The sequence below is a fragment of the Aeromonas sp. CD genome (genome assembly GCF_033349375.1).
GTDB lineage: Bacteria > Pseudomonadota > Gammaproteobacteria > Enterobacterales > Aeromonadaceae > Aeromonas > Aeromonas hydrophila.
Genome location: NZ_CP137631.1, coordinates 2,528,359 through 2,551,186, shown reverse-complemented (window position 1 = coordinate 2,551,186; position 22,828 = coordinate 2,528,359). Strand labels below are relative to the sequence as shown.

15 protein-coding genes are annotated in these 22,828 nt (G+C 63.3%); 13 read left to right on the top strand and 2 right to left on the bottom strand.

All coding sequences use genetic code 11. The annotated features are described in order from the left end of the window. Positions 1 to 11: 11 nt before the first annotated feature. The 5 genes from dpaL to R2E40_RS11835 all read left to right on the top strand — a co-directional run bounded on the left by dpaL (position 12) and on the right by R2E40_RS11835 (position 6,216). On the top strand, positions 12 to 1,211 hold the full coding sequence (dpaL, locus tag R2E40_RS11855; RefSeq protein WP_318163426.1) for a diaminopropionate ammonia-lyase: 1,200 nt from the start codon (positions 12 to 14) through the stop codon (positions 1,209 to 1,211). A 123-nt stretch (positions 1,212 to 1,334) separates the two neighbouring features. After that, positions 1,335 to 2,552 (top strand): YgeY family selenium metabolism-linked hydrolase, encoded by a 1,218-nt coding sequence (locus tag R2E40_RS11850; protein WP_216989419.1) that lies wholly within the window; start codon positions 1,335 to 1,337, stop codon positions 2,550 to 2,552. A gap of 109 nt (positions 2,553 to 2,661) precedes the next feature. Beyond that, a complete protein-coding gene (hydA, locus tag R2E40_RS11845; RefSeq protein WP_318163425.1) occupies positions 2,662 to 4,086 on the top strand; it encodes a dihydropyrimidinase in 1,425 nt (474 codons plus the stop codon). 95 nt (positions 4,087 to 4,181) lie between these two features. After that, entirely contained in the window at positions 4,182 to 5,114 is a 933-nt protein-coding gene (gene arcC / locus R2E40_RS11840) for a carbamate kinase (RefSeq protein ID WP_318163424.1), read from the top strand. A 178-nt stretch (positions 5,115 to 5,292) separates the two neighbouring features. Continuing rightward, a complete protein-coding gene (locus R2E40_RS11835; RefSeq protein ID WP_318163423.1) occupies positions 5,293 to 6,216 on the top strand; it encodes a DMT family transporter in 924 nt (307 codons plus the stop codon). Between the two features lie 69 nt (positions 6,217 to 6,285). Here the strand turns inward: R2E40_RS11835 and yqeB are convergent, their stop codons facing one another. Both yqeB and yqeC read right to left on the bottom strand, forming a co-directional pair. Continuing rightward, positions 6,286 to 7,878, bottom strand: a complete 1,593-nt coding sequence (gene yqeB, locus R2E40_RS11830) for a selenium-dependent molybdenum cofactor biosynthesis protein YqeB (RefSeq protein ID WP_318163422.1) — start codon at positions 7,876 to 7,878, stop codon at positions 6,286 to 6,288. A 19-nt stretch (positions 7,879 to 7,897) separates the two neighbouring features. Beyond that, the gene (gene yqeC, locus R2E40_RS11825) at positions 7,898 to 8,746 is read right to left on the bottom strand and encodes a selenium cofactor biosynthesis protein YqeC (protein WP_042067395.1); all 849 of its coding nucleotides are present in this window, start codon (positions 8,744 to 8,746) and stop codon (positions 7,898 to 7,900) included. On the opposite strand from yqeC, the gene mocA reads away from it, so the two are divergent. The 8 genes from mocA to R2E40_RS11785 all read left to right on the top strand — a co-directional run bounded on the left by mocA (position 8,727) and on the right by R2E40_RS11785 (position 22,633). After that, positions 8,727 to 9,380, top strand: coding sequence for a molybdenum cofactor cytidylyltransferase (mocA, locus tag R2E40_RS11820; RefSeq protein ID WP_080769235.1), 654 nt, complete (start codon positions 8,727 to 8,729; stop codon positions 9,378 to 9,380). The genes yqeC and mocA overlap by 20 nt on opposite strands. Before the next feature lie 420 nt (positions 9,381 to 9,800). Next, complete coding sequence (gene ygfK, locus R2E40_RS11815) at positions 9,801 to 12,911, top strand: putative selenate reductase subunit YgfK (RefSeq protein ID WP_318163421.1); 3,111 nt, start codon at positions 9,801 to 9,803, stop codon at positions 12,909 to 12,911. Positions 12,912 to 12,941: 30 nt separating this feature from the next. Beyond that, positions 12,942 to 14,270 (top strand): putative aminohydrolase SsnA, encoded by a 1,329-nt coding sequence (gene ssnA / locus R2E40_RS11810; RefSeq protein ID WP_042067392.1) that lies wholly within the window; start codon positions 12,942 to 12,944, stop codon positions 14,268 to 14,270. A gap of 80 nt (positions 14,271 to 14,350) precedes the next feature. Next, positions 14,351 to 15,127 (top strand): molybdopterin-dependent oxidoreductase FAD-binding subunit, encoded by a 777-nt coding sequence (ygfM, locus tag R2E40_RS11805; protein ID WP_042067391.1) that lies wholly within the window; start codon positions 14,351 to 14,353, stop codon positions 15,125 to 15,127. Further along, entirely contained in the window at positions 15,124 to 18,006 is a 2,883-nt protein-coding gene (locus R2E40_RS11800; protein ID WP_318163420.1) for a molybdopterin-dependent oxidoreductase Mo/Fe-S-binding subunit, read from the top strand. The genes ygfM and R2E40_RS11800 overlap by 4 nt, the downstream gene beginning before the upstream one ends. Positions 18,007 to 18,116: 110 nt before the next feature. Beyond that, complete coding sequence (locus R2E40_RS11795) at positions 18,117 to 19,634, top strand: nucleobase:cation symporter-2 family protein (RefSeq protein WP_042067390.1); 1,518 nt, start codon at positions 18,117 to 18,119, stop codon at positions 19,632 to 19,634. A 24-nt stretch (positions 19,635 to 19,658) separates the two neighbouring features. Continuing rightward, positions 19,659 to 20,975: a guanine deaminase gene (guaD, locus tag R2E40_RS11790; protein ID WP_318163419.1), complete on the top strand. Its 1,317-nt coding sequence runs from the start codon at positions 19,659 to 19,661 to the stop codon at positions 20,973 to 20,975. A gap of 284 nt (positions 20,976 to 21,259) precedes the next feature. Continuing rightward, positions 21,260 to 22,633: an NCS2 family permease gene (locus tag R2E40_RS11785; RefSeq protein WP_044800039.1), complete on the top strand. Its 1,374-nt coding sequence runs from the start codon at positions 21,260 to 21,262 to the stop codon at positions 22,631 to 22,633. Positions 22,634 to 22,828: the final 195 nt, after the last annotated feature.

Sequence of the window (22,828 nt, the reverse complement as noted above, 5' to 3'; positions counted from 1 at the left end):
GCGAGGTATTCATGTCCCAATTTTCCCTGAAGATGGAGATTGCCGATAACCGTTTCTTTACCGGTGAGTCGCTGCCCCTGTTTTCCCGTGCGCAGGCGCAAAAGGCCCGCGCCTTTCATAAAAAACTGGCCGGTTATGAGCCCACCCCCCTGTGCGATCTGACAGCGCTTGCCGGCTATATCGGGGTGAAGAACATCCTGGTGAAGGATGAGTCCAAACGCTTTGGCCTCAACGCCTTCAAGATGCTCGGTGGCGTCTACGCCATCGCCAACCTGCTCTGTGAAAAATACGGGGTGGCGGTGGAGGATTTCACCTTCGATCTCATCAAGCGCACCATCAAGGAGCCGATGACCTTCGCCACCACCACAGATGGCAACCACGGTCGCGGCGTCGCCTGGGCCGCCAAGCAGGTGGGCCAGCATGCGGTGGTCTACATGCCCAAGGGCTCGGCCCAGGAGCGGGTGGACCACATCCTGGCGCTGGGGGCCGAGTGCATCGTCACCGACATGAACTACGACGACACAGTGCGCCTGACCATGAAGATGGCCGAGGAGCGCGGCTGGCACATAGTGCAGGACACCGCCTGGGAGGGTTACACCAAGATCCCGACCTGGATCATGCAGGGTTACGCCACCCTGGCCGACGAAGCGGTCGAGCAGATGCAGGCCATGGGCATCAAGCAGCCCACCCACGTGCTGCTACAGGCCGGGGTCGGGGCGCTGGCGGGCGGCGTGCTCGGCTATCTGGTGGACTGCTTCGGGGCGAAGAATCTGCACAGTATCGTGGTCGAGCCGGATCAGGCCGACTGCATCTACCGCTCCGGCGTGGCGGGGGAGATGGTCAACGTGGGGGGCGACATGCGCACCATCATGGCCGGCCTCGCCTGCGGCGAACCCAATCCCCTCGGCTGGCCTGTGCTGCGCGGCTGCACCACCCAGTTCATCTCCTGTCACGACAAGGTATCGGCGCTCGGCATGCGCGTGCTCGGCAACCCCCTTGGCGATGATCCCCGCATCATCTCCGGCGAATCCGGCTCGGTTGGCACCGGCGTGCTGGCGGCGGTGCGGCACCACCCGGATCGCGCCGCGCTGATGGCCCGGCTGGGGCTCGATGAGCAGTCGGTGGTGCTGGTGATCAACACCGAAGGGGACACCGACGTGGCCCATTACCGGGAAGTCGTGTGGGAAGGCAAGCACCCTGCCTGTGACTAATCCCTGCGAGAACAGAGACACGAATTGAAGAACTGATCGCGCCTCGCCAACGGGGCGCGGTAACGGGCACAGGGCGCTGCCGACGAACAGGTCGCGCACTCTCAGTTGTTATGGAGAATCACAATGAGCAAGCAAATTCCGTTTGAAATGGTGTTGGAGAAGGCCTACCAGTACAAGGCCGAGATGACTCAGTTCCTGCGCGACATGATCGCCATCCCGAGCGAGAGCTGCGATGAAGAGCGGGTGGTGCTGCGCATCAAGCAGGAGATGGAAAAAGTTGGCTTCGACAAGGTCGAGATCGACCCCATGGGCAACGTGCTGGGCTATATCGGCCACGGTCCGCACCTGATTGCCATGGATGCTCACATCGATACCGTCGGTATCGGCAACCGCGCCAACTGGACCTTCGACCCCTATGAGGGGATGGAAGATCACGAGATCATCGGCGGTCGCGGCGCTTCCGATCAGGAAGGGGGCATGGCCTCCATGGTTTATGCCGGCAAGATCATCAAGGATCTGGGACTGGAAGACGAGTACACCCTGCTGGTGACCGGTACCGTGCAGGAAGAGGATTGCGATGGCCTCTGCTGGCAGTACATCATTGAGCAGAGCAAGATCCGCCCCGAGTTCGTGGTCAGTACCGAACCCACCGACTGCCAGATCTACCGTGGCCAGCGCGGCCGCATGGAGATCCGCGTCGAGGTGCAGGGTGTCAGCTGCCACGGCTCCGCGCCGGAGCGCGGTGACAACGCCATCTTCAAGATGGGCCCCATCCTCGGCGAATTGCAGGAACTCAGCCACAACCTCGGCAACGACGACTTCCTCGGCAAGGGCACCCTGACCGTCTCCGAGATCTTCTTTACTTCGCCAAGCCGCTGCGCCGTGGCGGACAGCTGCGCCGTCTCCATCGACCGCCGTCTGACCTGGGGCGAGACCTGGCAAGGGGCACTCGACGAGATCCGCGCCCTGCCAGCGGTAAAAGCCGCCGGTGCCGAGGTCTCCATGTATCAGTACGACCGTCCGGCCTACACCGGCCTGGTCTACCCGACCGAGTGCTACTTCCCGACCTGGAAGGTGGAAGAGGATCACATCACGGTCAAAACCCTCTCCAAGGCGTACACCCAGCTGTTCAACAAGGCGCCTGTGGTGGACAAGTGGACCTTCTCGACCAACGGCGTCTCCATCATGGGTCGTCACGGCATCCCGGTCATCGGCTTTGGTCCGGGCAAAGAGCCGGAGGCCCACGCGCCGAACGAGAAGACCTGGAAGGAGCATCTGGTCAAGTGCGCCGCCATGTACGCCGTGATCCCCATGCTCTATCTGGCCGAGCTGGACAAATAAGGGGTCTGCCGGGCGGTGACTCTCATCACCGCCCGGCTGTGGCAAGTGCCCCGTCTTTAGCAGGCGGGGCCTTGCTGTTTGACGCGATCGGATGTGCGAGGTGGTGGGGATGAAACGGCTGATCAAACACGGTGTGCTGGTCGATGCGCAGGGGGAATATCGTCAGGATCTGCTGATCGAGAACGGGGTGATCCGCGCGCGCGCCGCCGCTATCGAGCCCGATGGCGAGACCGAAGTGATCGATACCAGCGGCTGTTATGTGATGCCGGGCGGCATCGACGTCCACACCCACTTCAACATCGATGTCGGGATTGCCCGCAGTTGCGATGACTTTTTCAGCGGTACCCGTGCCGCCGCCTGTGGTGGCACCACCACCATCGTCGATCACATGGGATTTGGCCCGGCGGGGTGCAACCTGCATCACCAGCTGGCCCGCTATCACGACTACGCCGCCAATCAGGCGGTGGTCGACTACAGCTTTCACGGCGTTGTCCAGCATGTGGATGACGCCATCCTCCACGAAATGGCCGCCATGGTGCAGGAGGAGGGGATCAGCAGCTTCAAGCTCTATCTCACCTACCAGTACAAGCTGGGGGACCACGACGTGCTGCGCGCCCTGGCCCGCCTCAAGGAGGTGGGGGCGCTTGCCACCGTTCACCCCGAGAACGACGCCGCCATCGCGGCGCGCCGGGCAGCCCTGCTGGCCGCCGGCCACTGTGAGCCTTGGTATCACCCGCAAAGCCGCCCGCTGGAGTGCGAGGCGGAGGCGATCGCCCGGATGATCAATCTGGCGGGGCTCGCGGGCAATGCGCCGCTCTATATCGTCCATCTCTCCAACGGCTTGGGGCTGGAGTATCTGAAACTGGCGCGCCGTCAGGGGCAGCCGGTCTGGGTGGAGACCTGCCCGCAATATCTGCTGCTCGATGAGCAGTGTTATTACAAGGAAAACGGGGTCGACTATCTGCTGAGCCCGCCGCTGCGTGGGCGTAGCGAGCAGGACAAGCTGTGGGTCGGTATCGCTGCGGGCGACATCGATACGGTGGCCACCGATCACTGCAACTTCTCCCACGCCCAGCGCATGACCCTCTCGGGCGGCGATTTCAGCCGCTGCCCCAACGGCTTGCCCGGGGTCGAAAACCGGATGCAGCTGCTGTTTGCCCACGGGGTATTGGGCGGGCGCATCTCGCCGTCCCGCTTTGTGGCCCTCACCAGTGCCAACCCGGCGCGCCTGTTTGGCCTCTGGCCGCGCAAGGGCAACCTGCAACTGGGGTCTGATGCCGATCTCGTGATCATGGATCCCCGCGGTGACACCCTGATTTCTCACCGACTGCTGCACGACAACGGCGACTACAGCCCCTACGAGGGGATGCGCTGCCCGGGCCAGATCAGACTGACCCTGAGTCGCGGCGAGATGGTCGCCCGCGATGGCGAGTTTCTGGGGCAACGCGGCCATGGCCGCTTTCTGGCCAGAGCGCCCTTTGACCCGGCCTTGGCGCCGGAGCTGCACTCGCCTTGCCCCGTGGTGGCAGGCTAACAATCCGTTCAAAACACGCAGTTCAGCAAGGTTATGTGAACAACGAAAGGTGGGCCGGTATCGCGCCGGCTTGTCCCCTCACTGGAGATAACAAGATGAAACAGCGAATCGTACTGGCCCTTGGTGGCAATGCGCTGGGCAACAACCTGCCCGAGCAGATGAAGGCGGTGCAGAGCACGGCGGGCACCATTGCCGACCTGATCGCCCAGGGGCACGAGGTGGTGGTGACTCACGGCAACGGCCCGCAGGTGGGGATGATCCAGCAGGCGTTCGAGGTGGCGGCCCGCCACGATCCCAAGGCACCCCACCTGCCCATGTCGGTCTGCGTGGCCCTGAGTCAGGGGTATATCGGCTATGACCTGCAAAACGCCCTGCGCGAAGCCTTGCTAGCGCGTGGTATCCACAAACCGGTGGCCACCCTGGTGACCCAGGTTGAGGTGGATAAAAACGATCCCGCCTTCCTCGACCCGAGCAAACCCATCGGTGGCTTCTTCAGCAAGGAGGAGGCGGAGGCGCTGATGGCACAGGGCGAGCGGCTCAAAGAGGATGCCGGTCGTGGCTATCGCCGGGTGGTGGCATCTCCCAAACCCGTCGACATCATCGAGAAGGAGACCGTCTCTGCCATGCTGGCCGCCGGTCAGGTGGTGATCACCGTCGGTGGCGGCGGCATTCCGGTGCTGCGGGAGGGCAATCACCTGCGCGGAGCCAGCGCGGTGATCGACAAGGATTGGGCCAGTGCCAGGCTGGCGGAGCTCATCGATGCCGACATGCTGATCATCCTCACCGCGGTGGAGAAGGTCGCCATCAACTTCGGCAAGCCCGAGGTGCAGTGGCTCGATCAGTTGAGCGTGGGGGATGCCCAGCGTTTTATCGAGCAGGGGCAGTTTGCCAAAGGCTCCATGCTGCCCAAGGTGGAGGCGGCGCTCTCGTTCGCCACCTCCATGGCGGGGCGCAAATCCCTGATCACCCTGCTGGAGAAGGCCGCCGACGGCATTGCCGGCAAGACCGGCACCCTGATAAGCCAGTAGGGGCGAGCAAGGTTGTAACCTGGGGGCCGTCGGCCCCCTTTCTGTTGGCTGGTGCCAGGGATTGGCAGAGGGAAGCATGGGCCGGCCAGCTCTTATCTGCGGTGGGCAGGGGGGCGGCAGAGGAGTAAGATGGCGCCCCGAATGGCGGACGTACCGACCGCAGCAACAAGGCAGCACAATGAATGGCAAGTTGAACATGGCGGCGCTGGGGGGATTGGTCCTGCTCACCGCCATCTGGAGTTACAGCTGGATCGTGATGAAGCAGGTGATGCTCTACGCGGGGGCGTTCGAGTTTACCGCCCTGCGCTGCCTGTGCGGATCCCTGGTGTTGCTGCTGGTGCAGTGCCTGCGCGGCCGCCGTTATCTCAAACCCACCCCGTTTCGCTACACCCTCGCCATCGCCCTGTTCCAGACCTGCGGCATGGTGGGGCTGGCCCAGTGGGCGCTCATCAGCGGCGGGGCGGGCAAGGTGGCCATTCTGAGTTACACCATGCCGTTCTGGGTGGTGATCTTCGCGGCGCTCTTTCTCGGTGAGCGGATGCGCAAGCTGCACTATCTGGCGGTCGGGGTGGCGGCTTGCGGACTGCTGTTGGTGATCGAGCCCTGGCAACTGCGCCTCGATTCCATGAAGAGCGCGCTGCTGGGCATTGCCTCCGGCATCTGCTGGGGGATCAGCGCCATCATCGCCAAGCGGATGTATGCCCGCCACCCCGGGGTGGATCTGATGTCTCTCACCACCTGGCAGATGATCTACGCCACCTTGGTGATGGCGCTGGTGGCGGTTCTGGTGCCGGAGCGGCCTATCGACTGGCAGCCCTATGTGTTTGGCGCGCTCGCCTACAGCGCCATCTTTGCCACGGCGCTGGCCTGGAGCCTCTGGCTGTTCGTGCTGAAAAAGCTGCCGGCGGGGATCGCCGGGCTCAGTACCCTGGCGGTGCCGGTGAGCGGCGTGCTGCTCTCCTGGTGGCTGCTCGGTGAGAACCCGGGGCCGGTGGAGGGGAGCGGCATCGCCCTGATCGTGCTGGCGCTTATCGTCATCAGCCGCAAGGGCAAGCGGTCCCTGGTGTCGGTGGCGGGGGAGACCCGGGTCAAGCAGGGCTAAGCCGATTGCCGGCAAAGAGATAAAAAGGGCCCGCCATCATGGCGGGCCCTTTTTTGCTTCTGTGCTGGCCTATCTGCGCTGGGCCAGATGCATCATGGCCTCCAGCACGGCGCCACCGATCGCTCGCGCCTTGTCAGAGACGGTAGTAGGATCGGCCCGCTCGCCCCTGGGGTCGATATCACCGATCTTGAAGCCGACGGTCACCTCGATGCCATCGCTGAGCAGCCCCCGCACCATGCCCGAGAGCGGCGCAATGATGGGGGCGTCCCCCACGTGGGCGATCACATCCCCCTCCTGCACCAGATCGCCGAGCTTGATCAGGCTCTTCATCACCCCGGCGACGGGGGCGCGCACCACCCGGCGGGCGGAGTGCCCCTCGATCACCCCGGGAATGCCGGTATTGGGCTGGGCAGGGCCCTGATAGATGACCCGGCCCAGATGGTGGCCGCGGTTGGTCTCGATCACCGCATCGCAGTCGCGACCCGCCTCAAAGCCCGGGCCAAGGGCCACCGTGATGGGGGCCATCTCCCTGTGGGTGCCGAGATTCTGCTTGGCCAAGATGGCATCCACCAGATAGCGGGGCTTGAGTTCGGCGAGGGTCGCGCAGTCGGGGTCAACCAGCAGCGGAATGACGCCCAGATCCAGCTGCTCGAACGCCTGCTCGACGCTCTCGACCCGCTTGGCTCGCACCCCTTCGACGCTGGTTTCACCGTTGAACATCCCCTGGGCGAAGGCGACGGTGCGGCGGATCACCGTGGGCTTGTCGAGATCCAGCATCACCACCTTGAAGCCGGCATGGTGGAGACGCAGCGCCACCCCGGTGGCGATATCGCCGGAGCCGCGCATCACCACCAGCTGATCCCGCTTGAGGCGCACGTCATCCTGCATCAGGCCACCCGATTTACCGTTTTTAACCTGCAACAGCTCGGCGAGGATGCTGATGGCGATCTCCTCCGGGGTTTCGGCACCTATGTTGTAGCCGATGGGGGCGTGCAGCCGCTGCAGTTGCTCCTGACTCACCCCTTGCTGGCGCAGGGCCTGGGTGAAGGTCTGCACCTTGCGCTTGCTGGCGAGCAACCCCAGGTAGGCGAGGGGACGGCTGATGAGCCGCTCCAGCGCCTCCTTGTCCTGGTGGTTGGTGGCGATGATGACGAAGTTGGCGGGCTCGATGGCAAGCTGCTCGATCACCGCGCTGATGGTGTCGGCCTGCTGCAGGTGGGTACCGGCCGGGAAGCGATCTGGGCTGAGGCTCCCCTCGAAGCAGTCCCCTACATGGATATCAAAGCCGAGCGGCGCTGCGGCATGGGCCAGCGCCCGGTTGACGTGGCCGGCGCCGATCAATACCAGACGGGGGCGCAGGCCGTAGACGTCGATATAGACCGACATGGCGCCGCCACAATCCGAGCCCACCGCATGCTCACCGTTGCGGGCCATCCGGCCGTGGAAGATGCGCGGCTTGCGCTCGGCAATGGCCGCCACGGCTTCTTCGATCACCAGCCGCTCTATCATGCCGCCGCCGATGGTACCGAGGATCCGGCCATCAGCCATCACCAGCATCTGGGCCTGATGGCGCGGGGTGGATCCGCGACTCTCGATGATCTGGGCCATGGCAAAGGGGGTGTTCTCCTGCTCCAGTCGGGCAGCGTGTGCAAGCAGATTCATAAGGTACCTCGTATCATCCTTAACGGGTCAGCGACTGCGCGGCTTCGGGGGCAGGCCGACAGCAAACATGGTGAATGGCGCCGGGTTCACGCACGGCCCCCTGCCAGATGGCGTGGAGCTCGGGGTGGCGTTGCAGCAGGTTTATCAGGGCGGGCAGCCACTGCTGCTCATTTTGATAATCGCCATTGATAAACCAGACTCGGCGCGCCCCGGGCGGGGTGCCCTTGAACGCCCCCTCGGGGTGGGCGATGAGCCGATCAAACAGGGCCCAGTCGAGCCGTTCACCGGCCGCAATCCCGCACCGGGCCTGGAACTCGGCCCAGCGGTGGATCTGCGCCGGGTCGGCGCTGGCGCCCACCATGGCGCCGCCCACCAGGGCGATCACCCAGTCACTGTGCTGAGGAATGCAAGGTTCGTGCAAAGCGGGCGCTTTCAATAACTTGTGATGGGCGCCGTCCGCCTCCACCAGGATGATGTCGAAGCGTTGCTGCCCCTTGAGCAGATCGATCTGCTGAGGGCTCGGCCCCACCGCCTTGCCGCTGGCCCGATCGAGGTGGCTGAACAGCACCAGCTGCATCGGCTCATCGGGCAGGGCCTGGCAGCGGGTCAGCTGCCGGATGGGGTCGGCCTCGATCAGCAGGGTGCGCCGAGAGGAGGAGGCGGGCAGAAACATCCGGGTGCTGGTGGTGAGCAGCACCTTGTTGCCCTGTTGATGGAAATAGTCGGCCAGCCAGAAGAGGGTGCTGGTTTTCCCCCCGGCGCCGCAAAGACTAATTAAAGTGGTACGCCCATCAATATTTTCGGTGAGCGGGTTTAATACACTCTCGATATTTGGCGAGGTGAGCAGAATGGGTGATGAAATAGCCATGGCGACGACCGATGAAAATAGAGGCGCGGTCAGTGAGAAGCACTGGCATTCGCGTGAGCGGTGCGACTGCCTAATTACGGCGGCCGGGCTCTCATCACGAATGGGCGCGTGGAAATTGATGCTACCGTATCGCCAGAGCACGATTCTTGATGAGAGTCTCAAAAATGCCCTGGTGCTGTGTGACCGGGTCATTCTGGTGGTGGGGCATCGCGCCGATGAGCTGATCAGTCGCTACGCCAATCACCCCCGTATCCGGCTGGTACACAACCATGATTATGCACAGGGGCTTGGCAGCTCCATCCGCGCGGGGCTCGCCGCCTGTAGCAGCGAACACCTCTTCATAAGCCACGGCGATCTGCCCTGCATCCCCCCCGAGGTGTACCGCACGCTCTGGCAGGCGCGGGGGGACGAGACCCTCTTTCCCTCCTATCAGGGGGAAGCGGGCCACCCCGTGCTGTTGCCCAGAGCCCTTGCCACAGCGCTGGCGGCGGCACCGGCACAGGGTTCTGTGCGCCGCTGGCTGCTGGCGCACCCCCATCGATTCATCGAGGTGCAGAGCGCCGCCATCCTGCAGGATGTGGACACCCCGGAGCGCTATCAGGCACTGCTGGCAAGCGAATCATTCGAGCGCTGAACTGGTCGACTGGCAGAGGCTTGCCGGGCCTTGCTTTGCATATTTATCCCCTTGTCTAACCCGTTATCAGGGGCCGACCGCGGCCATTATCATCCTGGCCTGCCTGATAATGGCGGCGGCCTCGCTCTTTATCAAACTGATAGCGCGCCACGCCAAAGTGAGATCATTTTCAGCAACGAGAGAGGCGTTTCCATTATTTAAATTCGGTGTTGATAGCCACTCTCATTGTCGAAACTGGTATCGGCTTTCGATGTTTTATTAATTGGAGGTGCCTCACGTTTTTATGGCTGAAAAATAAAAAGATCCGGCGCTGGCCTGATTGTTGCTCTAGTCAGTTTCAAGGGGCTTTTTATGCGTGGTTATGGATGGGCCCCATTTATTCACCCTGTCAATGAGCAGTGCCGCTGCAAGGAGATCAACATGGGCGATATTATGCGACCCGTTCCCTTCAAGAACCTTCTGGTCCGTATCTTCTCGGAATATAAAGCGAGTCAATCCATCTTCGGCATTCCCGCCGCGCAATTCTATCGCAAGCAGGACGAGCGCAAGATCAAGGTGTTCGGTGAAACCTGCGAGACCCCCATCGGCCCGGCAGCCGGCCCCCATACCCAGCTGGCCCAGAACATCGTCACCTCCTGGCTGACCGGCGGGCGCTTTATCGAGCTCAAGACGGTGCAGATCCTGGACCGTCTCGAACTGGAAAAACCCTGCATCGATGCCGAAGACGAATGCTTCAACACCGAGTGGTCCACCGAGTTCACCCTGCCCAAGGCGTTCGACGAGTACCTGAAGGCCTGGTTTGCCCTCTACCTGCTGGAGGAGGTGTTCGACCCCCGTCTCGACGGGGAGGCCAAGTCCTTCATCTTCAACATGAGCGTGGGTTACAACCTCGATGGCATCAAACAGCCGCCGATGCAGCAGTTCATTCACAGCCTGATGGATGCCGGCAGCAATCCGAAATTTGCCGAGTACCAGCAGGTGGTGCGAGACCTCGTGGCCGACGAGCAGTTTATCGCCGAGCTGGGGCTGGGGGCGCGGCGGGCTCGCCTGCAACAGCTGGTGGAGCGCATTCCGGCCGAGCTGGTGCACGGTGTCACCCTCTCCACCATGCACGGCTGTCCGCCCAACGAAATCGAGGCCATCTGCCGCTACATGCTGGAAGAGAAGGGACTCAACACCTTCGTCAAACTGAACCCGACCCTGTTGGGCTACCCGCGGGTGCGCGAGATCCTCGATACCTGCGGCTTTGATTACATCGGGCTGAGCGAAGCGTCGTTCGATCACGACCTCAAGCTGGATCAGGCCAAGGCCATGCTGACCCGATTGATGGCGCTGGGGGCCGAGAAGGGGCTCACCTTCGGGGTCAAGCTCACCAACACCCTCGGTACCATCAACCGCAAGGGGGCGCTGCCGGGGGATGAGATGTATATGTCCGGCCGGGCGCTGTTCCCGCTCTCCATCAACGTGGCGGCCGTGCTGTCCCGCGCCTTTGATGGCAAGCTGCCCATCTCCTACTCGGGCGGTGCCAGCAAGTTCAACATCAGTGATATCTTCGAGACTGGCATTCGTCCCATCACCATGGCCACCGACCTGCTCAAACCGGGTGGCTACCTGCGCCAGATCGAGTGCCTCAACGAGATCGACGCGTCGGGCAGCTGGGGCATGAGTCAGGTGGATGTCGAGAAGCTGGAGGCCCTGGCCGCCAAGGCGCTCACCATGGATTACACCCAGAAGGAGTGGAAGTCCGACGATCGCATCGAGGTCGGCGGTGGTCTGCCGCTGACTGACTGCTACGTGGCGCCCTGTGTCACCGCCTGCGCCGTGCATCAGGATATCCCCGAGTACATTCGCCTGATGGGCGAGGGGGAATATGTCGCTGCCCTTGAGCTGATTTATCAGCGCAACGCCTTGCCCGCCATCACCGGCCATATCTGCGATCACCAGTGCCAGTACAACTGCACCCGTCTCGATTACGACAGCCCGCTCAATATCCGCGAGCTGAAAAAGGTGGCCCTCGAGTTGGGCTGGGAAGGGTACAAGGCGCGCTGGCACAAACCGGCAGGCAGCGGTGACAAGCACCCGGTGGCGGTGATTGGCGCCGGCCCGGCCGGTCTCTCCGCCGGTTACTTCCTGGCCCGTGCCGGTCATCCGGTCACCCTGTTCGAGCGCGAAGCCGATGCCGGTGGCGTGGTCAAGCACATCATCCCCGAGTTCCGCATCCCGGCCGAGCTTATCGCGCACGATATCGACTTTGTCGCCGCTCACGGGGTCAAGTTCGAGTTCGGTTGCGATCCGGCGCTCACCGTCGACAAGCTGCACGCCCAGGGCTTTACCTATGTCTTCGTCGGCATCGGTGCCGACAAGAATGGCGGCATGCGCCTTGAGGGGGGGCACGAACGGATTTACAAATCCTTCCACTTCCTGCGCAGCTTCAATCAGGGCAAGCCGCTGCCGCTGGGCCGCCATGTGGCTGTGGTTGGTGCCGGCAACACCGCCATGGACTGCGCCCGCGCCGCCCTCAAGGTGCCCGGTGTCAGCGATGTGACCGTGATCTACCGTCGCAGCGAGAAAGAGATGCCCGCCTATCGCGAGGAGTATCTGGAAGCGGTAGAGGATGGGGTGCGTTTTTGCTTCCTCACCAATCCGGAGCGCTTTGACAAAGATGGCAAGCTTGTTGTGCGGATGATGGCGCTGGGGGATCCTGACGAGCAGGGCCGCCGCCGTCCGGTGCCCACCGAGCAGACCGAAGTGATGCAGATGGATGCCCTGATCACCGCCATCGGCGAGCAGCCTGACTGCGAGGTGCTCAAAGCCATGGGCATTCCTCTTGGCAGCGATGGCTGGCCCGAGGTGGATGGCCAGACCGGCGAAACCAGCCGTCGCAACGTCTTCCTCATCGGTGACGTGCAGAGCGGCCCGTCCTCCATCGTCGGTGCCATCGGCGGTGCCCGCCGCGCCGCGGATCTGGTGCTGGCCCGTGAGCATATCGCCAGCCAGCAGCATGACGTGACCACCCAGCCGTCGGGCAAGGACGAGATCTACCGCCGCAAGGGAAACATCGCCGTCACCCTGGTTGACAAGAGCGAACGCGATGCCTTCGTGGCGCAGGAGGCGCACCGCTGCCTCGAGTGCAACTACCTCTGCAGCAAGTGCGTGGATGTCTGTCCCAACCGGGCCAACGTCGCCATCGCGGTGCCGGGCTTCAAGGATCAGTTCCAGACATTGCACCTGGATGCCTACTGCAACGAGTGCGGCAACTGCGCCCAGTTCTGCCCGTGGCAGGGCAAGCCCTATCAGGACAAGGTCACCATCTTCAGCCTGCCCGAGGACTTCGACAACAGCCGCAACCCCGGTTTCTATCTGGCTGACGGTGGCGAACTGCGGGTGCGTCAGGATGGCGAGACCTATCGCCTGACCATAGATGCCCAGAGCCGGATCAAGGATGCGCCAGCGGTCCTTAGCGACATGTGCCGGATCATCAGCCATGTCCATGCCCATCACCACTACCTGCTGGGGGCCGTCGAGGCCTGAGCGAACAACGAATAAGCGAAGGAGCCAACCATGTTTATTCTGAAGAACGTCACCGCCGTCCAGCTGGAGCCGACCCGGGTGCTGGAGGGGGTGGATATCGCCATCGAAGGATCGCTTATCAAAGCGGTGGGGCCCAATCTGCGGGCCCTCTACCCGCAGGCCAACTATCGGGAGATGGGCGGCAAGCTGGTGATGCCAGGCATCGTCTGTGCCCACAACCACTTCTACTCCGGCCTGTCGCGGGGGATTATGGCCAATATCGCCCCCTGCCCGGACTTTATCTCCACCCTGAAAAACCTCTGGTGGCGGCTCGATCGGGCGCTCGATGAGGAGTCCCTCTACTACAGCGGCCTCATCTGCTCGCTGGAAGCGATCAAGAGCGGCTGCAGCGCGGTAATCGACCACCACGCCTCGCCCAACTTCATCAAGGGCTCTCTGAATGTGCTGCGTAAAGGGTTTGTGGAGGCGGGTCTGCGCGGCATGACCTGCTTCGAGACCACGGATCGCAACGGTGGCCTCGCCGAACTGCAGGCCGGGGTGGAGGAGAACATATTGTTCGCGCAAGCCATTGATGCCGCCAAGGCTAAGGGGAGCGAACCCTATCTGGTGGAGGCCCATATCGGTGCCCACGCCCCCTTCACCGTGCCCGACGAAGGGCTCGCCATGCTGCGCGAAGCGGTGCAGGTGACCGGCCGCGGTCTGCATATCCATGTGGCGGAAGACCGCTACGACATGGCCCACGGCCACCACCACCATGGCAAGGAGCCCATCGCCCGGCTGGACGAGTATGGCCTTGTCGACAGCAAGACCCTGATCGCCCACGGCATCTACCTGAGCCCGGCCGACATCGAGCTGCTCAACAGCCGCGATGCCTTCCTGGTGCACAACGCCCGCTCCAACATGAACAACCACGTGGGCTACAACATGCACCTGCCGGAGTATCGCAATCTGGCACTTGGCACCGATGGTATCGGCTCCGACATGCTTGAAGAGCTCAAGTTTGCCTACTTCAAACACAAGGATGCCGGCGGAGCGCTCTGGCCCGACAGCTTTGCCCGCTTCCTCTGGAACGGCAACCGCCTGCTGGAGCGCAACTTCGGCGCCAAATTTGGCCGACTGGAGCCAGGTTACAAGGCCGACCTCACCATCTGCGACTACGCAGCACCGACCCCGCTGGCCCCGCGCAACCTTGGTGGCCATCTCGCCTTCGGCATGGGCTCATCTTCGGTCAACAGCGTGATGGTGGAGGGGCGCATGGTCTATCAGGATCGCGAGTTCGCCTTTGACGTCGAGCCCATTTATCAGCAGGCCAGCAAGGTGGCGAGCCGCCTGTGGCAACGCATGGACGCGCTGGCCTGAGGCCGCCCTCCGCACGTTTGGACTGGATTGCCCGCCCTGTGGATTTGCCCGGCGGCGGGCTGCAAGAGTAAGGACGACACATGATTGAGCAATTCTTCCGACCCGAGCAACTGGGTCAGGCTTTGGAACTCAAGGCCCGCTTTGGCAACGACGCCGTCTACATGGGGGGCGGCAGCAAGCTCAACGCCGCGCCGACCCGCACCGACAAGAAGGTCGCCATCTCGCTGGACAGGCTCGGACTTGGCCAGATTGAGCAGCAGCATGGTCAACTCCACATCGGTGCCACCGTTACCCTGCAAGCCCTCAAAGATGACCCCCGTACCCCGGCCGCCCTGTGCGAGGCGCTGGGGTTTGTCTACTCCCGCCATGTGCGCAATCAGGCCACCCTCGGCGGCGAAATTGCCTGCCAGCAGCAGGGCTCCCCGCTGCTGCCGGTGCTGCTGGTGCTCGAAGCCGTGGTGGTGCTGGAGAACAACCAGCTGCAACCCATAGATGCCTACCTGGCCGGCCAGCGCAAGGAGCTGGTGCTGGGGGTGGTGCTGCCGGAGCCCGAGCTGCGCTGCGCCACTCGCCGCATCAGCCGCAACGCCGATGGCCTGGCGGTGATGACGGCCGCCGTGGCCCTCGACGCCCTTGGCGAGATGCGGGTCGCCCTGGCGGGCGTCACACCGCAGCCGATGCGCCTGCGGGATGTGGAGCGTCATGAGCTGCGGGATGCGGCGCTGGAGGCGGCGGTGAGCGCGCTGATTGCGCCGCGCGCGGATCTCGGTGGCAGCGTGGCCTACAAGCGCTATATCAGCGGCGTGGTGGTGGCGGATCTGCTGGTGGAGTGCCAGCAGCAGGAGGTACAGGCATGATGGAACTCAACTTTACCCTGAACGGTGCCCTGCGCACCGTCATCGCCCCGGCTGGCGAGAATGCCCAGCGGGTGCTGTTCAACCAGTGCCGGATGCACTCGGTGCGCAACAGCGACGACGGCTTTGGCTTTGCCGGCTCCGACGCCATCCTGTTCAACGACAAGGTGATCAACGCCTCCCTGCTGATCGCCGCCCAACTGGATGGATCAGAGGTGCGCACCGCCGAGTCGCTCGGCAGCTGGAACCAGCTCAGTCTGGTGCAGCAGGCGATGGTAGATGTGGGCGTGGTGCAGTCCGGCTACAATGATCCGGCTGCGGCGCTCATCGTCACCGACCTGCTTGATCGCCACCCCAGCCCCAGCCGTGATCAAATCGACGACGCGCTCTCGGGTCTGTTTCACCGCGATGGCGGCTACCAGCAGTTCTATCAGGCCATCGAGCTTGCCAGCTCGCGCCTCAAGGATCCCGATTACCTGTGCCAGATTGCCCCCGAGTTTCGTGACGATCTGCGCCACATCGGCAAGAGCTGCCCGAAAGTGGACGCCGCCAAGATGGTGCAGGCCAAGCCCTGCTACGTGGAGGACAGGGTCAGCGAGGATGCGCTGATCATCAAGATGCTGCGCAGTCCCCATCCCCATGCGGTGATCACCAAACTCGACGTGAGCCGCGCCGAAGCCATGGCGGGAGTGGTGCACGTCATCACCCACCTCAACTGCCCGGATGTCTACTACACCCCGGGTGGCCAGAGTGCCCCCGAGCCGTCACCGCTCGATCGCCGCATGTTTGGCCGCAAGCTGCGCCACGTGGGTGATCGTGTTGCCGCCGTGGTGGCCGAGAGCGAAGCCATCGCATTGGCGGCGCTCAAACTCATCGAGGTCGAGTATCAGGTGCTGCCCGCAGTCATGAACATCGACGAGGCGATGGCCCCCAATGCACCCCTGGTGCATGACGAGCCCATCGTCTACATGGCCGGTGCGCCAGCGGATCTCGAACAGCAGAACGCCTGCTCGGTGCGCCGCGGCGACGAGCACATGATCATCAACTTCCCCATCGGCTCCCGTCCCCACGAGAACCTAGCCGCCAGCGTCCATGGCCAGATTGGCGATGTGGCCAAGGGCTTTGCCGAGGCGGACGAGATTGTCGAGCGCACCTACGAGTCGACCCAGGCCCAGCAGTGCCCGACCGAGCCGCACATCTGCTTCACCTACATGGATGGGGAGCGTCTGGTCATTCACGCCTCCACTCAGGTGCCCTGGCACGTGCGCCGTCAGGTGGCGCGCATCGTCGGCATGAAGCAGCACCAGGTGCACGTGATCAAGGAGCGGGTAGGGGGCGGCTTTGGCTCCAAGCAGGATATCCTGCTGGAAGAGGTGTGCGCCTGGGCGACCAGGGTGACCGGCCGTCCCGTCACCTTCCGCTACACCCGTGAAGAGGAGTTCATCAGCAACACCTCCCGCCACGTGGCCAAGGTGAAGGTGAAAGTGGGGGCCAAGAAAGATGGCACCATCACCGCCATCGAGATGGATTTTCGCGCCAACACAGGCCCTTACGGCAACCACTCATTGACGGTGCCAAGCAACGGCCCGGCGCTCTCCCTGCCGCTCTATCCGTGCGAGAACGTGCGCTTTACCGTCAACACCTACTACAGCAACATCTGCCCGACCGGGGCCTATCAGGGTTACGGCGCACCCAAGGGCAACTTCGCGCTGACCATGGCCATTGCGGAACTTGCCGAGAAACTCGGCATCGATCAGCTCGACATGGTGGAGCACAACCGGGTGCACGAGGGGGACATCCTCAAGGTGCTGGGGGCCATCGGCGAGGGCAAGATGCCCACTTCTGTGCCCCATGCGGCCAGCTGCGCCCTCGAACCCATCCTCAAACAGGGTCGCGAACTTATCGCGTGGGACAGCCCCAAAGCCGCCGACGGGGATTGGCGCATCGGTCGTGGCGTCGCCATCATCATGCAAAAATCGGGGATCCCGGATATCGATCAGGCCAACTGCATGGTCAAGCTGGAATCGGACGGCACCTTTATCGTCCACTCCGGTGGCGCCGATATCGGCACCGGCCTCGATACCGTGGTGGCCAAGCTGACCGCCGAGGTGCTGCACTGCCCGCTCGGGGATGTGCACGTCATCTCGGGTGACACCGACCACGCCCTGTTCGACAAGGGGGCCTACGCCTCGTCCGGTACCTGCTTCTCCGGCAACGCGGCCAAGAAGGCGGCCGAGAACCTCAAGGAGAAGATCCTGTTTCACGGTGCCGCCATGCTGGGCGAGCCGGTAGCCGATGTTGAGCTGGCGTTCCCGGGCCTGGTGCGCGGCAAGCTGGGGGAGGTGAGCCTCGCCAAGCTGGCCCACAAGGCCGAGACCGGTACCGGCTTCGGCATTCTGGTGGGCACTGCCAGCTACATCACCTCTGAGCTCGCCTTCCCGTACGGCGCCAACTTCGCCGAGGTGGCGGTCAACGTCAGAACCGGCGAGATCCGGCTCGACAAGTTCTACGCCCTGCTCGACTGCGGCACCCCCATCAACCCGGAGCTGGCGCTCGGCCAGATCTACGGGGCGACCATGCGGGCCATCGGCCACACCATGACCGAGGAGATCTGCTACGACGGCATGGGTATTCCGCTCACCCGGGATCTGAAGAGCTATGGCGCGCCCAAGATTGGCGACATTCCGCGCGATTTTCGGGCCTTCCTGGTACCGAGTGATGACAAGGTCGGCCCTTACGGCGCCAAGTCCATCTCGGAGATCGGGGTCAACGGCGCCGCACCTGCCATCGCCACCGCCATCCACGACGCCTGCGGTGTCTGGCTGCGCAAGTGGCACTTCACGCCGGAGCAGATCCTGCGCGAACTGTGCAAGCTGGAGTAACAAGCGTCGGCATAACAAAAGAAAAGGTGAGGGGCGGGCGCAGGCTCGCCCCCAGCACCTGACAGCGGAATGAGTACTCCGCCCATATTCTGTGTGATGGGACAATCAAGATGTCTAAAACAACACGCAAGCACTCGGACCTGATTTACGCGCTCGAAGACAAACCTCCCTTTTATCAAACCCTGATGGGGGCCGTGACCCACCTGCTGGCCATCTTCGTGCCCATGGTGACGCCGGCCCTCATCGTGGGCGGGGCCCTTGGCCTCTCCACCGAGACCACCGCTTACCTGGTCTCCATGGCGATGATCGCCTCCGGCATCGGCACCTGGCTGCAGGTGAACCGTTACGGCCCCATCGGCTCGGGGCTGCTCTCCATCCAGTCGGTCAACTTCTCCTTCGTCACCGTGATGATCGCGCTGGGCAGCGCCATGAAAAAAGATGGCCTACACGAGGAGCTGATCGTCTCGACCCTGCTCGGGGTCTCCTTCGTCGGGGCCTTCCTGGTGATGGGCTCCTCCTTCGTGCTGCCCTATCTCAAGCGGGTGATCACCCCCACCGTGAGCGGGGTGGTGGTGCTGATGATTGGCCTGAGCCTCATCAAGGTGGGGATCATCGACTTTGGCGGCGGCTTCTCTGCCATGAGCAGCGGCACCTTCGGCAAATACGAGAACATCGGCCTGGGGCTGCTGGTGCTCTGCGTCATCGTCGCCTTCAACTGCAGCAAGAGCCCCTTGCTTCGCATGAGCGGTATCGCCATCGGCCTGCTGGTGGGCTATGCGGTAGCCCTGATGCTCGGCATGGTGGATTTCTCTGCCCTTGAGAACCTGCCGCTCATCACTGTGCCGATCCCGTTCAAGTACGGTTTTTCCTTCGATCTGCACGCCTTCGTGCTGGCCGGCACCATCTATCTGTTGAGCGTGCTGGAGGCGGTGGGGGACATCACCGCCACCGCCATGGTCTCCCACCGGCAGATCCAGGGCCCCGAGTTTCAAAAACGGCTCTCCGGCGGCGTGCTGGCGGACGGCCTGGTATCGGTGATCGCCTCGGCGCTCGGCTCCCTGCCGCTCACCACCTTCGCCCAGAACAACGGCGTCATCCAGATGACCGGGGTGGCCTCGCGCCACGTGGGCAAGTTCATCGCCGTCATCCTGGTGCTGCTCGGCCTCTTCCCGGTGGTAGGGCGCTTCTTTACCACCATACCGTCACCTGTGATGGGGGGCGCCATGGTCATCATGTTCTCCATGATCGCCATCGCCGGCGGGCGCATCATCATCAGTCACGGCTTCGATCGGCGCGAGACCCTGATCGTCGCCACCTCGCTCGGGCTGGGGCTCGGGGTCTCCTACGACCCGAACGTGTTCAAGGTGCTGCCGGCGGGGATCTACATGCTGGTTGAGAACCCCATCTGCGCTGGCGGCATCACCGCCATCATCATGAACCAGGTACTGCCCCAGAGCCGCAGACGCAAGGCGGCCGCCAATGCCGCCGAGGCGGTGGAGCTGATCCAGCTGAGCGACAAGCCCGACACCCGTTTTGCCACCCGGTCCGCTCCGTCGGCCACTGCCCGCCAACAGGGACTGGCGACAGACGAGGCCCAGGTGCGCGCCCCGCAAGTGGATCGCGGCTAACGAACAACAAGAGGGAATTGAGAGATGAAAAACGACAACTCCGTCAAGGCGGTGCGTGGCAGCTTCTTTGACATCACCCGGGTGGTGAGCCAGCCCGAGGAGATAGAGCCCAATGCCCGCCTCATCGAAGACGGCCTGCTGATCATTCGCAACGGCTGCATCGACTGGTTCGGCCAGTGGGAGGAGGGGAAGGATCGCATTCCGGCCCAGGTGCGGGTGCGGGATTATCGCGGCAAGATGATAGTGCCGGGCTTTGTCGACACCCACATCCACTACCCGCAAAGCGAGATGGTGGGGGCCTATGGCGAGCAGCTGCTGGAGTGGCTCAACCGCCATACCTTCCCGGCCGAGCGGCGCTACAACGATCTCGAGTACGCCCGCGAGATGTCCACCTTCTTCATCAAGCAACTGCTGCGAAACGGCACCACCACGGCGCTGGTGTTTGGCACCGTCCACCCCGAGTCGGTGGATGCCCTGTTCGAGGCGGCCAGCCGCATCAACATGCGAATGATCGCGGGCAAGGTGATGATGGATCGCAACGCGCCAGATTATCTGCTGGATACTGCCGAGAGCAGTTATGAACAGAGCAAGGCGCTCATCGAGCGCTGGCACGGCAACGGTCGCTTGCTCTACGCCATCACGCCGCGCTTTGCCCCCACCTCGACCCCGGCGCAGCTGGCGATGGCGAGACGACTGCGCGAAGAGCACCCGACCACCTACCTGCACACCCACCTGTGCGAGAACAAGGACGAGATAGCCTGGGTAAAATCCCTCTTCCCAGAGCATCAGGGCTATCTCGACGTCTATCACCAGCACGGCCTCACCGGCCACCACTGCGTGTTTGCCCACTGCGTCCATTTGGAAGAGCAGGAGTGGGATTGCCTGAAAGAGACCGGCTCCACCATCGCGTTTTGTCCCACCTCGAATCTGTATCTGGGCAGCGGTCTCTTCAAGCTGCACAAGGCGTGGCACAAGCAGGTGAAGGTGGGGATGGGCACCGACATCGGTGCCGGCACCACCTTCAACATGCTGCAGACCCTCAACGAGGCCTACAAGGTGATGCAGTTGCAGGGCGAGCGCCTCTCGGCCTATCAGGCTTTCTACCTAGCCACCCTGGGCGGTGCCCATGCGCTCGGGCTGGACGAGCAGATCGGCAGCTTTGCGGTAGGCAAGGAGGCGGACTTCGTGGTGCTCGACCCGGTCGCCACCCCGCTGCAGCAGCTGCGCTACGACAACTCCACCACCTTGCGCGACAAGCTGTTCGTGCTGCTGACCCTGGGGGATGACAGATCCATCTACCGCACCTACGTGGATGGTCAACTGGTGCACGAGCGGGGTTGATCCGTTTTCAAAGGAGCGGGGCGGGCATGCTCGCCCCGGGAACACGGCAGCAGGGGCTAGCGTGGCGTCTGCGCCGCACGACAGGCGGGGCGCTTGCCCCGCCACAGCAGGTGAAATGGCCCGGTTTTTTTAGATGGCAAGTCAAACGTTTGCCTTGCCTGCCAACCCCATGATGCCGGCGACCGTGGCAGCAGAGATCCACGGCACCGACCGCCATTTCGTCACGACACATTCAGGGATGCAGGAAGGAGTCGGCCATGAGCCAGACAAACAGGATAAACGAGATGGACGGGGCAGTTGCGGACAAGGGGGCGGCGGCGGGACAGCCCGCCGGCGGCGCGCTCGATCGCTACTTCATGATCAGCGAGCGGGGCAGCAATGTGCGCCAGGAGGTGCTGGCGGGGCTCACCACCTTTCTGGCCATGGTCTATTCGGTGATCGTGGTGCCCAGCATGCTCGGCAAGGCGGGTTTTCCCCCCGGCGCCGTGTTCGTGGCCACCTGTCTGGTGGCGGGCTTTGGTTCGCTGCTGATGGGGCTCTGGGCCAAGCTGCCGATGGCCATCGGCTGCGCCATCTCGCTCACCGCCTTTACCGCCTTCAGCCTGGTGCTGGGGCAGCAGATCTCCATCCCTGTGGCGCTCGGCGCCGTCTTTCTGATGGGGGTACTGTTTACCGCCATCTCGGTGACCGGGGTGCGCAGCTGGATCCTCGACAACCTGCCGATGGGGATCGCCCACGGCACCGGCATCGGCATCGGGCTCTTCCTGCTGCTGATCGCCGCCAACGGGGTGGGGCTGGTGATCAAGAACCCGCTGGAGGGGCTGCCGGTGGCGCTGGGGGCCTTTACCTCCATGCCGGTCATCATGTCCCTCATCGGGCTGGCAGTCATCGTCGGGTTGGAGAAGCTCAAGGTGCCGGGCGGGATCCTGCTGGTGATCATCGCCATCTCCATTTTCGGCCTCATCTTCGATCCGGCGGTCAAGTATCAGGGGCTGTTCGCCATGCCGAGCCTCGCCGACGAGCAGGGCAAGTCCCTCATCTTCAGCCTGGATATCATGGGGGCGCTCTCGCCGCTGGTGCTGCCAAGCGTGCTGGCGCTGGTGATGACGGCGGTGTTTGATGCTACCGGCACCATTCGCGCCGTGGCGGGGCAGGCCAACCTGCTGGACAAGGATGGTCACATCATCAACAGCGGCAAGGCGCTCAGCGCCGACTCCATCAGTAGCATCTTTTCCGGTCTGGTGGGGGCTGCGCCTGCCGCCGTCTACATCGAATCGGCGGCGGGCACGGCGGCAGGGGGCAAGACCGGCCTTACCGCTACTGTGGTGGGGGTCTTGTTCCTGTTGATGCTGTTCCTCTCACCGCTCTCCTACCTGGTGCCGGCCTACGCCACCGCACCGGCGCTGATGTACGTGGGGCTGTTGATGCTGAGCAACGTCGCCAGACTCGACTTCGATGACTTCGTCGGGGCCATGTCCGGCCTGCTGTGCGCGGTCTTCATCGTGCTCACCTGCAACATCGTCACCGGCATCATGCTGGGCTTCAGCGCCCTGGTGATAGGCCGCATCTGCTCGAAGGAGTGGCGCAAGCTTAACGTCGGCACCGTTATCATCGCCCTGGCGCTGGTGCTCTTCTACGCTGGCGGCTGGGCCATCTAGTCCGCATCGCGTCCTTCTTTATCGCGGGGCCAGCCTCTCTTGGCCGGCCCCGCCCTTCAAACCGCACTCATACCATTTTGATAACGGGGCTTACCAGATTGATAACACCGCCCGGCAATGGCGCCGCCGAGTCCTCCATGGGCTGCTGCTGCGGGGCTGGCCACGGCCATGACGGAGCGCCTGATGGGCGCCGGA